Annotated in this window: 13 protein-coding genes; 9 read left to right on the top strand and 4 right to left on the bottom strand. The window is 40.1% G+C overall.

The genetic code is table 11. The features are described from left to right. Nucleotides 1–327: 327 nt before the first annotated feature. From AAEZ18_RS17380 to rph, 3 genes are read right to left on the bottom strand one after another with little or no spacing between them, the layout of a single operon-like run. Complete coding sequence (locus AAEZ18_RS17380) at nucleotides 328–708, bottom strand: diacylglycerol kinase (protein ID WP_011329424.1); 381 nt, start codon at nucleotides 706–708, stop codon at nucleotides 328–330. A 55-nt stretch (nucleotides 709–763) separates the two neighbouring features. After that, nucleotides 764–1,408 carry an orotate phosphoribosyltransferase gene (pyrE, locus tag AAEZ18_RS17375; protein ID WP_089368835.1) on the bottom strand — a complete coding sequence of 215 codons (645 nt, stop codon included), beginning with the start codon at nucleotides 1,406–1,408 and terminating at the stop codon, nucleotides 764–766. Between the two features lie 18 nt (nucleotides 1,409–1,426). Continuing rightward, entirely contained in the window at nucleotides 1,427–2,140 is a 714-nt protein-coding gene (gene rph / locus AAEZ18_RS17370) for a ribonuclease PH (protein ID WP_011329426.1), read from the bottom strand. A gap of 163 nt (nucleotides 2,141–2,303) precedes the next feature. Here rph and AAEZ18_RS17365 point away from each other — a divergent pair, with 163 nt between their 5' ends. From AAEZ18_RS17365 to AAEZ18_RS17340, 6 genes are all read left to right on the top strand, one after another. Continuing rightward, entirely contained in the window at nucleotides 2,304–3,164 is an 861-nt protein-coding gene (locus AAEZ18_RS17365) for a YicC/YloC family endoribonuclease (RefSeq protein ID WP_011329427.1), read from the top strand. Between the two features lie 116 nt (nucleotides 3,165–3,280). Next, nucleotides 3,281–3,901 carry a guanylate kinase gene (gmk, locus tag AAEZ18_RS17360; protein ID WP_011329428.1) on the top strand — a complete coding sequence of 207 codons (621 nt, stop codon included), beginning with the start codon at nucleotides 3,281–3,283 and terminating at the stop codon, nucleotides 3,899–3,901. 125 nt (nucleotides 3,902–4,026) lie between these two features. Then, a complete protein-coding gene (gene rpoZ, locus AAEZ18_RS17355) occupies nucleotides 4,027–4,302 on the top strand; it encodes a DNA-directed RNA polymerase subunit omega (RefSeq protein WP_011329429.1) in 276 nt (91 codons plus the stop codon). 128 nt (nucleotides 4,303–4,430) lie between these two features. Further along, entirely contained in the window at nucleotides 4,431–6,539 is a 2,109-nt protein-coding gene (gene spoT, locus AAEZ18_RS17350) for a bifunctional GTP diphosphokinase/guanosine-3',5'-bis pyrophosphate 3'-pyrophosphohydrolase (RefSeq protein WP_011329430.1), read from the top strand. A gap of 12 nt (nucleotides 6,540–6,551) precedes the next feature. Next, on the top strand, nucleotides 6,552–6,944 hold the full coding sequence (gene ridA, locus AAEZ18_RS17345) for a deaminase RidA (RefSeq protein ID WP_011329431.1): 393 nt from the start codon (nucleotides 6,552–6,554) through the stop codon (nucleotides 6,942–6,944). A 153-nt stretch (nucleotides 6,945–7,097) separates the two neighbouring features. Next, nucleotides 7,098–8,705: a flagellar assembly protein A gene (locus AAEZ18_RS17340; protein WP_011329432.1), complete on the top strand. Its 1,608-nt coding sequence runs from the start codon at nucleotides 7,098–7,100 to the stop codon at nucleotides 8,703–8,705. A 102-nt stretch (nucleotides 8,706–8,807) separates the two neighbouring features. On the opposite strand, the gene asnA is transcribed toward AAEZ18_RS17340, so the two are convergent. Then, nucleotides 8,808–9,803, bottom strand: a complete 996-nt coding sequence (gene asnA, locus AAEZ18_RS17335) for an aspartate--ammonia ligase (protein WP_089368837.1) — start codon at nucleotides 9,801–9,803, stop codon at nucleotides 8,808–8,810. Between the two features lie 191 nt (nucleotides 9,804–9,994). Here asnA and asnC point away from each other — a divergent pair, with 191 nt between their 5' ends. Genes asnC through recG form a run of 3 tightly spaced genes read left to right on the top strand, consistent with a single transcriptional unit; the run spans nucleotide 9,995 to nucleotide 13,322 of the window. Beyond that, nucleotides 9,995–10,453, top strand: coding sequence for a transcriptional regulator AsnC (asnC, locus tag AAEZ18_RS17330; RefSeq protein ID WP_011329434.1), 459 nt, complete (start codon nucleotides 9,995–9,997; stop codon nucleotides 10,451–10,453). Between the two features lie 40 nt (nucleotides 10,454–10,493). Beyond that, complete coding sequence (gene trmH / locus AAEZ18_RS17325; protein ID WP_089368838.1) at nucleotides 10,494–11,180, top strand: tRNA (guanosine(18)-2'-O)-methyltransferase TrmH; 687 nt, start codon at nucleotides 10,494–10,496, stop codon at nucleotides 11,178–11,180. Nucleotides 11,181–11,240: 60 nt separating this feature from the next. Then, nucleotides 11,241–13,322: an ATP-dependent DNA helicase RecG gene (gene recG, locus AAEZ18_RS17320; protein ID WP_089368839.1), complete on the top strand. Its 2,082-nt coding sequence runs from the start codon at nucleotides 11,241–11,243 to the stop codon at nucleotides 13,320–13,322. Nucleotides 13,323–13,659 lie beyond the last annotated feature (337 nt).

Genomic DNA, 13,659 nt, shown 5'->3' with positions numbered 1-13,659 from the left:
GTCGCTTTAGCGTCTCAAGGGATGCGTATAATACATCCTTTATTTTTCGAGTCAACACTTAGTTTTAAACTTTCTTTCGACAATTTAAAACCGAAGTTTTATTTAACTCTCTGAGTAGTTCGTGCCTTGCTATGCATCGGCGTTTCCCTTCTCAGTGGGGTCGCATTATAGGGAGATCCGAAAACAGATCAACTGTTTTTTAAAGAAAACTTGAAATAAACTGCTGTTCGCTGAGTATTTGAGCTAAACACGTTAAAAATACAACATAACTAGCAAGCTATTAACAACTAAAGATATTTTTATACCTTCTCATATTTAAAAGTAGGGTTAAACGATCTTTATATAAAGGCTAATGCCCCAGATGATCACGACGATCGACAATGCAAGTGTTACTGCAGCAGATCCCATATCTTTGGCTCTACCTGATAATACATGCCGCTCTGTGCTTACCCGATCGGTTAGGGCTTCAATTGCGGAGTTTAATAATTCGACTATAAGCATAATCAGTAGCGTACTAACAAGTAGTGCCCAATGAAGTAATGACGAAGCTAACCAAAATGATAGTGGTAACAAAATAATGCATAGGAGTAGCTCTTGTCTAAATGCGACTTCTTCTTTAAACGCGGCTTTAAAGCCAAGGTACGAACAATAGCTTGCTTTAAAAACACGCTTGAGACCGAGGCCATTTGGTTTTAATACATCTTTCATTAATAAACTCTATAAATGAAGGTCAAAATAAAGCCCCGCATTGCGAGGCTTTTATTTACGCTACACCATATTGGTCGCGGTAAGCTTTAACTGAGGCTAAATGCTGATCCATAGTCCCTTGGGTTTCAAGGTAACTAATTAGATCTGCTAGTTTTACAATAGAGATGACTTTGGTATTAAAGTCTCGTTCAACTTCTTGAATAGCTGATAACTCGGCTTTACCTTTTTCTTGGCGATCAAGGGCGATCAATACACCACTTAGATCTGCGCCATTCTCTGCGATAATTTCCATCGACTCACGAATAGCAGTGCCGGCGGTGATCACATCATCCACTAGCATGATTTTACCTTTAAGTTCAGAGCCTACTAATGTGCCACCCTCACCGTGTGCTTTTTTCTCTTTACGATTAAAACAATAAGGTACATCTTTATTGTAATGATCTGCTAAAGCAACTGCGGTTGTCGTTGCAATAGGAATACCTTTATAAGCAGGGCCAAATAATACATCGTACTCAATGGCGGCATCTTCTAATGCTGCAGCATAAAAACGGCCTAAACGCGCTAAATCTCGTCCTGTATTAAATAAACCAGCATTAAAAAAGTACGGGCTAGTGCGGCCTGACTTTAAAGTAAATTCACCAAACTTTAATACCTGCTTTTCTAAAGCGAACTCAATAAACTCTATTTGATAATCTTTCATATACAGTGATCCTTTGCGTTATGCTAATGCTTGCTTTTGTACGTCGATAATTTCACGAATAGAGTGCTTAGCTAATGTAAGTAACTCATCGAGTTCGTCGAACGAAAACGGTTCACCTTCGGCAGTTCCTTGAATTTCGATAATTTTGCCGGTTTCGGTCAGAATGACGTTCATATCGGTTTCTGCTGCTGAATCTTCTATGTACTCTAGATCACTAATGGCTTGGCCTTTATAGATGCCTACCGAAATTGCTGCAATCATGTATTTAAGTGGGTTTGAATTGATCATCCCTTTAGCACGCATATGCGTAAGTGCGTCAACTAATGCAACACAGGCACCACTAATAGATGCGGTACGTGTTCCGCCATCAGCTTGAATAACATCGCAATCAATAGTAATAGTGTTTTCGCCAAGCGCTTTTAAATCAACAGCAGCACGAAGTGCACGCGCAATTAAGCGTTGAATTTCCATAGTACGACCGCCTTGTTTTCCACGCGCCGCTTCACGGGCATTACGTGTGTGCGTTGCACGCGGTAACATACCGTATTCTGCATTGATCCAACCTTTACCTTGGCCTTTCATAAAACGAGGTACACCCGATTCAACTGTGGCAGTACAAAGCACCTTAGTATTACCAAACTCAACAAGTACTGAGCCTTCTGCATGCAAAGTATAATTACGTGTAAATGTAACAGGTCTAATTTGGTTAGCTGTTCTTTCGCTTGGACGCATTGACGATCCCCTTAATTCAGAATTTGCGACATTATAAGTGCATGTCGGTGTAGATGCCATGCTGATTGTAAAATATTCAGTCTATTAAATTTTCCCTAGAGCTTAAGCAGTGTTACGGTATAATCATTGTAATATTGTATTTATTAATTTTAGGAAACTATCCATGATCCACAGTATGACTGCTTACGCGCGTCGCGAAATAAAAGGCGATTGGGGCACCGGCACTTGGGAAGTTCGTTCAGTGAACCAGCGCTACCTTGAAACATTTATTCGTGCCCCAGAGCAATTTCGTGGCATGGAGCCAGTAATTCGTGAGCGCTTACGTAAACATTTACAACGCGGTAAAGTTGAAGTTTTCTTAAAGTTTGTAGCAAACCCTGCGCATGTTGGCGAGCTGTCAATAAATGAAGCACTTGCAGAGCAGCTAATAAATAGTGCTAAGTGGGTACAACAACACAGTGATGGTGACATTAACCCAGTTGATATACTACGCTGGCCTGGTGTTATGGAAGCACAAGAGCTTGATATGGATAGTGTAAATACTGCTCTTATTGCAGGCTTTGACCAAGTAGTAGAAGATTTTAAATCTGCACGTGGTGATGAAGGTGAAAACCTACAAGAGATGATAGCTACTCGCCTTGAAGCTATTTTAGAGCAAGTAGCTATTGTAGAAACGCACATGCCTGAAATTGCCAAATGGCAGCGCGAAAAGTTAGCGCAAAAACTCGAAGATTTAACGGCTAATATTGACGAATCACGCCTTGAACAAGAGCTTATTTATTTAGCTCAAAAGCAAGATGTGGCTGAAGAATTAGATCGCTTAAAGTCGCATGTTAAAGAAACCAAAAAAATTCTTACAAAAGGCGGGGCATGTGGTCGTCGTTTAGACTTTATGATGCAAGAGTTTAACCGCGAAGCAAACACATTAGCATCTAAGTCTATCAATAGTGACATTACTACTGCCGCTGTAGAGCTAAAAGTGCTGATTGAGCAAATGCGTGAGCAGATCCAAAATATTGAGTAATGCTTTAATGTTCAAGCCTTAAAATTGAGCACTAAGAGTTAATTAAAGTGCAATAGTGTTATTAAAGGCTTGAGTTATTTATAACTCAAGCCTATTTATTTTAGATAGAGAAAAACATGGCTCAAACTCGCGGAAACTTATTTATTTTATCGGCACCATCGGGAGCGGGTAAATCAAGCTTAATAAATGCGTTATTGAAAAAGCATACGGATATGAAGGTATCTGTATCACACACGACTCGCGCTAAACGACCTGGTGAAGAGAATGGTGTACATTACCATTTTGTATCAACCGATGAGTTTAAAGCACTCATAACTAAAGATGACTTTTTTGAATGGGCGCAAGTGTTTGATAACTACTATGGCACATCAAAACAAGCTATTGAGTCGCAACTAGATGCTGGTATTGACGTGTTTTTAGATATTGATTGGCAGGGCGCGCAGCAAGTGCGTAAAATTATGCCTAGTGTACAAACTATTTTTATTTTACCGCCTTCAAAAGCAGAACTAGAGCAACGCTTGAATAACCGTGGCCAAGACTCGCAAGAAATTATTGCTGGGCGTATGGCACAAGCGCAATCAGAAACGTCACATTACAACGAATACGACTTTGTAATTGTTAATGATGACTTTGATACTGCACTAACCGACATAGAAACAATTGTTATGGCGCAGCGTTTAACATTAAAAATGCAAAGCGTTCGTCATCAAAGTTTACTAAATAGCTTACTTAAATAATGTAAGCTTTGCTTATATTGCTATTAAGCAAGTAAAACAGATAAAAATTAACCACTGGCTATTGGCGAAACAGGCTGCTTGCAGTAAACTACGCCTTTGCTTTTAAATTATTTTGGAGTGCTGAGATGGCCCGCGTAACAGTTGAAGATGCAGTAGATGCAATTGGTAATCGTTTTGACTTAATTTTAGTTGCGGCCCGTCGTGCCCGTCAAATTGCTGTTGGTGGTAAAAGACCACTAGTAGACCCTGAAAACGATAAGCCTACGGTAATTGCTTTACGTGAAATTGAATTAGGTTTGGTAGATAGCTCATCAATGGACGTTATTGATCGTGAAGAGCAACAACATCAAGAAGCAGCTGAATTAGCTGCTGTTGCTGCTATTGTTGGTGGCAACCAATAATCGACCTCCCGGTCTGATTTTAGCCAACGGCGCAGTATTTCTTCACTAGCCGTTGGCAATCCTGTCTTTTCATCGTATATTCTTAACTTACCGTTTCCTATTTGCTTCACAAGAACATTGGAGTGTGAATGTATCTTTTTGAAGGTCTTAAAAAGAAAATCTCAGAATACTTGCCAGCCGCCGACGTTGAGCTGGTGCAAAAAGCCTATGTGGTAGCCCGAGAGGCCCATGAAGGACAAACTCGTTCAAGTGGCGAGCCCTACATAACTCATCCTGTTGAAGTAAGCCAAATTCTTGCAAGTATGCATCTTGACCATGAAACACTTATGGCTGCGTTGATGCATGATGTTATTGAAGATACTAATTTTAGCCAGCAAGACTTAGCTGAAATTTTTGGTGATACTGTTGCTGAATTAGTTGAAGGGGTAAGTAAGCTCGATAAACTTAGCTTTAAAGATAAAAAAGAATTCCAAGCTGAGAATTACCGCAAAATGATTATGGCAATGACCCAAGATATTCGGGTTATTTTAATCAAGCTTGCCGATCGTACGCACAATATGCGCACATTAGGCTCACTACGCCCTGATAAGCGCCGCCGTATTGCCCGCGAAACATTAGAAATTTATGCGCCAATAGCCAATCGTTTAGGTATTCATGATATTAAAAATGAGCTAGAAGACTTAGGTTTTCAGGCTTTATATCCGATGCGTCATCGTGCACTTAAATCTGAAGTAGCTAAAGCACGAGGTAATCGCAAGGAAGTTATTTCTAACATTCAAAACGAAATAGAAATGCGTCTTGAGCAATCAGGAATAAAGGCAACTGTGTCTGGCCGCGAAAAGCATATTTATAGCATTTATAAAAAAATGCTTAATAAAGAGCTGCTATTTAATGAAGTAATGGATATTTATGCGTTTAGAATCGCGGTTGAATCTATGGATATCTGTTATCGCGTTTTAGGCGTAGCGCATAATTTATATAAACCAATTGAAACACGCTTTAAAGATTATATTGCCGTGCCAAAAACAAATGGCTACCAGTCTTTACATACCTCTTTGGTGGGTCCGCATGGGATTCCGGTTGAAATTCAGATCCGTACCCATGACATGGATCATATGGCAGATAAAGGGGTCGCTGCACATTGGATGTATAAAAAAGCAAATGATGGTGGCGCTGGAAGTACTGCACAGCAACGTGCACGCCAATGGATGCAAAGCCTGTTAGAGTTACAGCAAAGCGCTGGCTCGTCGTTTGAGTTTGTTGAAAATGTAAAAACTGAATTATTCCCTGAAGAAATTTACGTATTTACACCTGATGGTCGTATTATTGAGCTACCTATGGGCGCAACAGCGGTTGATTTTGCTTATGCGGTACATACTGACGTGGGCCACACTTGTGTTGGCGCACGTGTTAATCGCAAACCTTACCCGTTGAGTAAACCAATTGATACAGGGCAAACGATAGAAATAATTACCAGCTCTGGCGCTCACCCTAATGCAACTTGGCTAAACTTTATTGTTACAGGTAAAGCGCGCTTAGGGGTTCGTAATTACCTTAAAAGCCAGCATCACGAAGAAGCACTCCTTTTAGGCCGACGTTTACTCGATTCTGCATTGGGTGAAAGTAAGCTCGACAGTATTGCCCAAGAAAATATCGACAGAGTACTTAAAGAGCATGAGCTCACTACAGTACAAGCGTTATTAGTTGAGATTGGTTCTGGAAATTTAATGAGTATGCTAATTGCAAAACGTTTATTGCAAAACGAGGATGGTGATGTAGCCAATATTGCCAAGCAAGCTAAGGCAACCATTATTGGTACTGAAGGCATGCTGGTTAACTATTCTAAATGCTGCCGCCCTGTTCCTGGTGATGCTATTACTGCACACATCAGCCAAGGTAAAGGACTAACAGTTCATCGCCAAGAATGTAAAAACATTCGTGGGTGGGAAAATGATCGCTCTAAATACTTAGTGGTTAAATGGGATGACAACCCTGAAAAAGAATATATTGCGGCTTTACGTGTTGAAATTATTAACCACCAAGGTGCACTCGCTAAGTTAACTAATGTGGTTGCGACAACACAAGCTAATATTGTAGAAATTGCCACCGATGAAAAAGAAAGTAATTTATACGTGATAGATTTAGGGATTACCGTTAAAAACCGTATCCATGTTGCTAATATTATGCGTCGCATTCGTGTGATGCCTGATGTGCAAAAGGTCTATCGTAAAAAGTAAAATAGGAAACACATGAATAAAGCATTTATCTCTACCGACAAAGCACCTGCTGCAATTGGCACTTATAGCCAAGCAGTTAAAGTAGGCACTGCTGTTTATTTATCTGGTCAAATACCCTTAGTACCTGAGACGATGGAAGTCATATCAGAAGACTTTGCGCAGCAAACACACCAAGTATTTAAAAATATTGCTGCGGTATGTGAAGAAGCAGGTGGTCAAATTCAAGACTTAGTAAAAGTGAATATTTACCTTACCGACTTATCTAACTTTGCAATAGTTAACGAAGTAATGAGCCAATACTTTAAAAAACCATACCCTGCCCGTGCAGCTATTGGTGTAAGAGCTTTACCTAAAAATGTACAAGTTGAAATTGATGGAATTATGGAGTTACCTTCAACTAACTAATTTATTCTAAGAGCTATAGCCAAAGCTATAGCTCTTATTCTGCTACTTCCTGCGCATTATTACCCTCAATTCTTGACTCAAAAGTAAATTTCTAGCACTCTATTATTCTGTCATATAAACAAACTTAACTTTGATAGTAAAAAGGATTAACTCGTGTTTAAGCTTGCTCATAATGGAAATGTATTACTTGATATCGGTAAGCACTCGCCCCCTTCAGCCGCTTTTATAATTGAAGCACTAGAAGAGTCGAATTTTTGTGATTGTAAAATAGATTATGACTCTATAAATAACTTTTTTAAAAGTAAAAACCCTGAGCCTATCTTAGTAGTAGCAACTAAACACGATGCAATATTAAGCGTGACTATTAGTGATGACAAAATGCTCGCTATTGGCGAATTAACACTAGCTCAAGGCGGTAATGTTCTTAGTTTAGATGATGCAAAAATGCAGCTGGTAAAAGCGCGAGTAGCAAGAGGTTATAAACAAGCTTTTTTAGAAAAACTCCTGCAAAAACAATTTGAAATGCCTGCCGGAAGCTCAACTAAAGGCATTTTGGCTAAAGGCAGATTACCTATTGATGGCCAAGATACTAAATTTAATACTTTAGTAAAAACCCTTAAAGATCGTCTAAAAACACCAAAACTAAAAGATGATGGCAGTGTTGATATGCGCGACTTTGGTAAATTAGCCAGTGTAAGCCCCGGCGAAACACTTATTCGCCAGCAACCAGCCACGCCAGGTAAAGAAGGGTTTAATGTACTTGGCGACTTACTCCCAGCTAAATCAGGCGAGATACTTTCTTTAGTTTCTGGTGAAGGCACTGAAATATCAAAATCTAACCCACTTGAACTTGTCTCTACTATTGCTGGTGTACCGGTTGAAATAAATAATGGCATGCGTGTTGATGATATTTTTACCATATCGGAAGTTACAGTAAAAAGTGGTCATATTGATTTTAATGGCAGCGTTATTGTTAGTGGCAACATTGAGCCAGGTATGCGAGTAAAGGCTAAAGGCGATATTACTATTTTTGGTACTGTTGAGTCTGCACAGTTAACAGCCGATGGTAACATTACCGTAAAACAAGGGATTATTGGCCATTATAAACCTGAAGATAAATCACTCTCTTGCACGCTCAACTGTAAAGGTGACATCTATATTTCACATGCACAATATAGCTACCTTGAAGCAACTAATATACTCATTGAACGCCAAGCAAGTCACTGCTCAATAAAGGCTGTTAATCTACTACAAGTTGGTCAAGCAGAGCTCCCCAAGGGTAGGCTGTTTGGCGGAGAAGTGCTAAATGCAACAACCCTTATTGCTGGGGAAATAGGCAATGAATCGGGGGCAAAAATGGTCATTAACTTAGCTGCATCGGGGGCCGAAATCACTGCTGATACCGATAATTGCTTTCAAGACTTAGCAAATACCGATAAACAACTTGATACCTTACAAGCCGCATTAGAAAAAGCCGATTTACTTAAGGATATAGAAAAAAAGAATATGCTTATTGGGAAAATTGGCGCGACTCAACAGCATTACTGCCAACAAGCCGAGCAGTTAGAAAAGCGCTTATCAAACCTAGAAAATAATTTACATGATTTATTGAATAATGCCAATTTAGCAGTTAACAGTGTTTTACATTCAGGTGTAGTGATACATATTTTTGATAAAGTACTCAAAACAACGCGAACTTATCCTCCGTGTAGTGTAAAGCTACAAAATAATAAAATTGAGGTAGAATTTAAAACGCATTAAAAATGAGTGCTTTTGAAGCACTCATTAAATCAACCTACTTAACTAAGGGGCTATTTAAATTTGTTAAATTGCCCAAGCAGTTATGCTAATTGGCTTTATTATTTATAACAAGCCATCGAATGCAGCATGAGTGTGCTGCGGCCATGCACTCACTTGTACTTGGCCAATATGTGGTTTTTGTAATAACAACATAACAAGACGAGATTGACCAATACCGCCACCAATTGTTTGCGGAAATTTATTTTGTATTAATGCCTTATGCCAATCAAACTCTAAACGGTCTTCGTCACTCGTCATACTTAATTGTTTTTGCAACACATCTGGACTAACGCGGATCCCCATAGAAGATAGCTCAAATGCGTCTTCTAATAATGGGTTCCACACTAAAATATCACCATTTAACCCTGCGTATTTGTCACAGGTTGGCGTTGACCAGTCATCGTAGTCTGGTGCTCTTACATCATGAATTTTACCATCACTCAATTTACCACCAATGCCAATTAAAAATACCGCCCCGTACTCTTGTGCAATCGCTTTTTCTCGTTGCTTAGCACTAAAATCTGGGTACATTTCTCGCAGCTCTTCGCTATGTACAAATGTAATACTGCTTGGCAAAAATGGCATAATACCAAATTTATCGCTAACAAATTGTTCCGTTTTTTTAATACCGGTATAGATTGCTTCAACTGTTTGTTTAAGTGTAGTTAGTGTGCGCTCGCTATCTTGGCAGATCACCTTTTCCCAATCCCATTGATCAACATATACTGAGTGAATAGGACTCAACGAGTCTTCATCTGGGCGTAACGCCTTCATTTGTGTATAAATGCCTTCACCATGAGAAAAGCTATGATCTCCTAATGTTTTACGTTTCCACTTTGCAAGTGAGTGCACTACTTCGTAACGGCTATCTGGAATAGCTTTTATATTTACAGCTACCGCATTTTCATGGCCACTTAAGTTGTCTTGAGTGCCATCGCCCACTCGAGCAAGTATAGGAGCTTGTACTTCTATTAATCCTAATTGCTGCTCTAGTTGCTGTGAAAAAAAATGCTTAACTTGACTTATTTGCTGCTGCTGCTGCACATAAAGTGAACTCATAATAATTGGCCTCATTCCCAGTTATTGTACTTTCGTAACTCATTGCGTCTTAAATAACGCTTCAATATGGTTATCGTAACAATTTAATTATTTAATTCAATAACCCACAATAAAAATAGCTTTAACATATTAAAAGCATCAATTAAATGCTATAAAACATTAAGATTCAACAATCAAAGAGTGTAAAGGTAATGGAAAATTATCAAATCGATAATCTCGATAAACAGATTCTGCATGCATTAATGGCCAATGCACGCACACCCTACGCAGAATTAGCAAAACGTTTTAATGTGAGTGCCGGCACAATTCATGTTCGTATTGAAAAAATGAAGCAAGCGGGGATCATCACAGGAACTCAGTTAACTATCAGCACCAAGCAGTTGGGCTATGACGTGTGCTGTTTTATTGGGATTAATTTAAATAGTGCACGCGACTATCCGCAAACCTTAATTAAACTCGAAGCACTAGAGGAAGTTGTTGAAGCTTATTACACCACTGGTAACTACAGTATTTTTATCAAAGTAATGACTCGCTCAATCGATCATCTGCAAGATGTACTGATAAATAAAATACAAGCAATTGAAGCTATTCAATCAACAGAAACTCTTATATCGCTACAAAACCCAATTAGCCGCACAGTAATGCCTTAACACTAAAAATCTCGTATAATTACTGAAAAAGAGGATAATCATGCAGCAAACTCGCTATCAAAGAATCGCAGACGTACTTTCGCGCCGACAAACTGACCTAACAGTGTGTTTAGAGGACGTGCATAAACACCATAACCTTTCCGCTATCGTAAGAAGTGCAGACGCCGTAGGTTGTCATCACGTGCATGCCGTATGGCCAGAAAATCAAAAATGGCTTACTAATAATACCTCTGGTGGTAGTAAAAACTGGCTGGAAACACATTTACATAAAAATATTGACGATGCGACAACAGCTATGCGTGCTCGTAATCCCGATATACAAATACTCGCGACTCACTTATCAACCGATGCCGTTGATTTTAGAGAAATAGACTATACTAAGCCAACCGCCATTATTGTCGGCCAAGAAAAAACAGGGATCTCAGAGCAAGCTTTAAAACACGCTGATCAAAACATTATTATACCCATGCAAGGGATGGTTCAATCACTAAATGTATCCGTTGCAGCTGCATTAATACTCTTTGAAGCTCAACGTCAGCGCGAACTTGCAGGGCTTTATAATCGCAATATGTTGAGTGATGAAATTAAACATCCCATTTATTTTGAAGGGTGTCACCCTATTATTGCTCGGCAATGTAAGCTAAAAAAGCTTCCCTACCCGGTACTCGATGAGCACGGTGAAATAGTGGCTGATGAACAGTTTTGGCAAGCTTTAAAACATGCTTGATGCCACGTCGCACTATAAGTACACTTAACTCACTTACAAATAATAAGATTTGAGCCCACCTTGTCTAAACCTAGCTTAAGCCAATACCCAATAACAGAACTCAAAGGCGTTGGCCCTAAAATGGCCGAGCGATTGCTAAAGCTAGGTATTTCTACAGTACAAGACATGCTGTTTCATTTACCTCTTCGCTATGAAGACCGCACCCGGCTTTATACTATAAACGAGCTTTCATTACACAGCCATGTAAGCGTGGAAGCAACAATTGAAACAAGCCAGATCACCTTTGGTAAAAGGCGCATGCTAGTTTGCCAAATAAACGATGGCACCGGCAGACTTACACTACGATTTTTTAATTTTACCGCGGCACAAAAAAATGCCCTCAGTGCAGGAAAAATAATACGTTGTTTTGGTGAAGTTCGCCGTGGCCGTGTAGGCTTTGAAATGAGTCATCCGGAATATAGCATAAGCGACACACCCAATGAGCAGCCTACGGCTACAACGCTTACTCCGGTTTACTCAACCACTGAAGGTTTAAAGCAATTATCAATTAGAGCACTTAGCGATCAAGCTATTAATCTATTGCAAAAATATTCAGTAGAGGAGCTGCTTCCAGCGCAATGGCAACCTTCTAATTTAGGGCTAAGTGATGCCTTACTATTATTACATCGCCCACCTAACGACATAGACGTAATTGCACTTGAACAAGGTACTCATCCAGCTCAGCAGCGGCTCGTTTTTGAAGAGCTACTAGCGCAAAATCTCAGCTTGTTAAAAATACGCCAACAAGGGCAACAAGTTAAAGCTGTCAGCTTAAATCCTAACAACGCATTAGAAAGCCAATTTTTAGCGCAACTCCCTTTTGATCCAACCAATGCACAAAGTCGTGTAGTCGCCGAAATTAAAGGTGATTTACAACAGCCTTACCCTATGATGCGTTTAGTACAAGGCGATGTTGGCTCAGGTAAAACATTAGTAGCAGCATTAAGTGCATTGACTGCTATAGCACAAGGTTTTCAGGTAGCTTTAATGGCTCCTACCGAAATTCTCTCCGAGCAGCATGGGATTAACTTTAATAACTGGTTTAACCAATTAGGTATTACAGTTGCCTGGCTTGGAGGTAAAACTAAAGGTAGAGAACGTGTAGCTACACTTGAAAAAATAGCCTCCGGGGAGGCGCAAATGATCGTCGGCACCCATGCGTTATTTCAAGACGAGGTGAAATTTCATAATCTCGTGCTTATTATTATCGATGAACAACATCGTTTTGGTGTTCATCAACGATTATCACTGCGTGAAAAAGGCCGCTTTGGCGACTGTTACCCACATCAACTAGTCATGACAGCAACACCTATACCTCGCACACTTGCAATGACCGCTTACGCCGATTTAGAGACCTCTGTAATAGATGAATTACCACCGGGTCGAACACCCATAACAACAGTGGCATTACCAGACACTCGTCGAGGCGATATTATCAATCGCGTTAAATTAGCCTGCCATGAGCAAGGCAGGCAAGTTTATTGGGTATGCACGCTCATTGATGAATCAGAAGTGCTGCAATGCCAAGCCGCCGAAGATAGCGCGCAGCAATTAAAAGAAGCCTTACCAGAGCTAAACGTAAGCCTTATACATGGACGGATGAAAGCTGCAGAAAAACAAGCCATTATGAGTGAGTTTAAAGCTGGTAATATTCATGTTTTAGTCGCAACCACAGTCATTGAAGTAGGAGTGGATGTACCTAATGCCAGTTTGATTATTATAGAAAACCCTGAGCGTTTAGGTTTAGCACAATTACACCAACTACGTGGTCGAGTAGGGCGTGGAGCTACCGCTTCGCATTGTGTACTTTTATACCATGCACCTCTCTCACATACAGCACAAAAGCGTCTGGGCGTGTTAAGAGATAGTAACGATGGTTTTGTTATAGCTGAGCGAGACTTAGAGATCCGCGGCCCTGGTGAAGTGCTCGGCACTAAACAAACCGGTTTAGCTGAATTTAAAATTGCCGATCTAACCCGCGACAAACACACTTTAAATCAAGTCAGGCCAATAGCGCAGCAAATGCTAATACAGCACCCAAAACAAGTAGATGCACTTATAAGTAGATGGCTTGGTAATAAATCCAACTACGCACTAGCTTAAAACTGCGCTCTTTCACAATATCGAGATTATCCCTAGTACTTTCCAGCTTAAGTTTTACTTTTCTGCAGACGTAAAAAAGCCCGAATATTTTCAATCGGGCTTTCTCGATTTGAAGCCTGGCAATGTCGTGGTGCCCACAGCAGTGGAGAGTCACAGTGCAAATGCGACACACTCATTAGTCAGTGGTGATATTTTTATGATTTGAGTGTCGGGTGTCGCTACGCTCGCCCGACCTACGCGGGAGACTTGTGTACATTACTGTGAGCGTCTAGCGAACTACACCTATGTTTTAAAATTCCAGGGTAACAAGCTGTCGATATCGGGCTCAGGCTGGCAC

Origin of the sequence: Pseudoalteromonas sp. 19-MNA-CIBAN-0066 (assembly GCF_040308705.1) — a bacterium.
GTDB classification, from domain to species: domain Bacteria; phylum Pseudomonadota; class Gammaproteobacteria; order Enterobacterales; family Alteromonadaceae; genus Pseudoalteromonas; species Pseudoalteromonas nigrifaciens.
The sequence above is the reverse complement of the archived record's forward strand: the minus strand, read 5'-3'. Positions and strand labels throughout refer to the sequence as shown.

Coding starts and splice junctions, on each gene's coding strand:
- rpoZ (WP_011329429.1), top strand. CDS start 4,027: ATGGCCCGCGTAACAGTTGAAGATGCAGTAGATGCAATTGGTAATCGT.
- pyrE (WP_089368835.1), bottom strand. CDS start 1,408: ATGAAAGATTATCAAATAGAGTTTATTGAGTTCGCTTTAGAAAAGCAG.
- spoT (WP_011329430.1), top strand. CDS start 4,431: ATGTATCTTTTTGAAGGTCTTAAAAAGAAAATCTCAGAATACTTGCCA.
- AAEZ18_RS17380 (WP_011329424.1), bottom strand. CDS start 708: ATGAAAGATGTATTAAAACCAAATGGCCTCGGTCTCAAGCGTGTTTTT.
- trmH (WP_089368838.1), top strand. CDS start 10,494: ATGCAGCAAACTCGCTATCAAAGAATCGCAGACGTACTTTCGCGCCGA.
- asnA (WP_089368837.1), bottom strand. CDS start 9,803: ATGAGTTCACTTTATGTGCAGCAGCAGCAGCAAATAAGTCAAGTTAAG.
- ridA (WP_011329431.1), top strand. CDS start 6,552: ATGAATAAAGCATTTATCTCTACCGACAAAGCACCTGCTGCAATTGGC.
- asnC (WP_011329434.1), top strand. CDS start 9,995: ATGGAAAATTATCAAATCGATAATCTCGATAAACAGATTCTGCATGCA.
- gmk (WP_011329428.1), top strand. CDS start 3,281: ATGGCTCAAACTCGCGGAAACTTATTTATTTTATCGGCACCATCGGGA.
- AAEZ18_RS17365 (WP_011329427.1), top strand. CDS start 2,304: ATGATCCACAGTATGACTGCTTACGCGCGTCGCGAAATAAAAGGCGAT.
- rph (WP_011329426.1), bottom strand. CDS start 2,140: ATGCGTCCAAGCGAAAGAACAGCTAACCAAATTAGACCTGTTACATTT.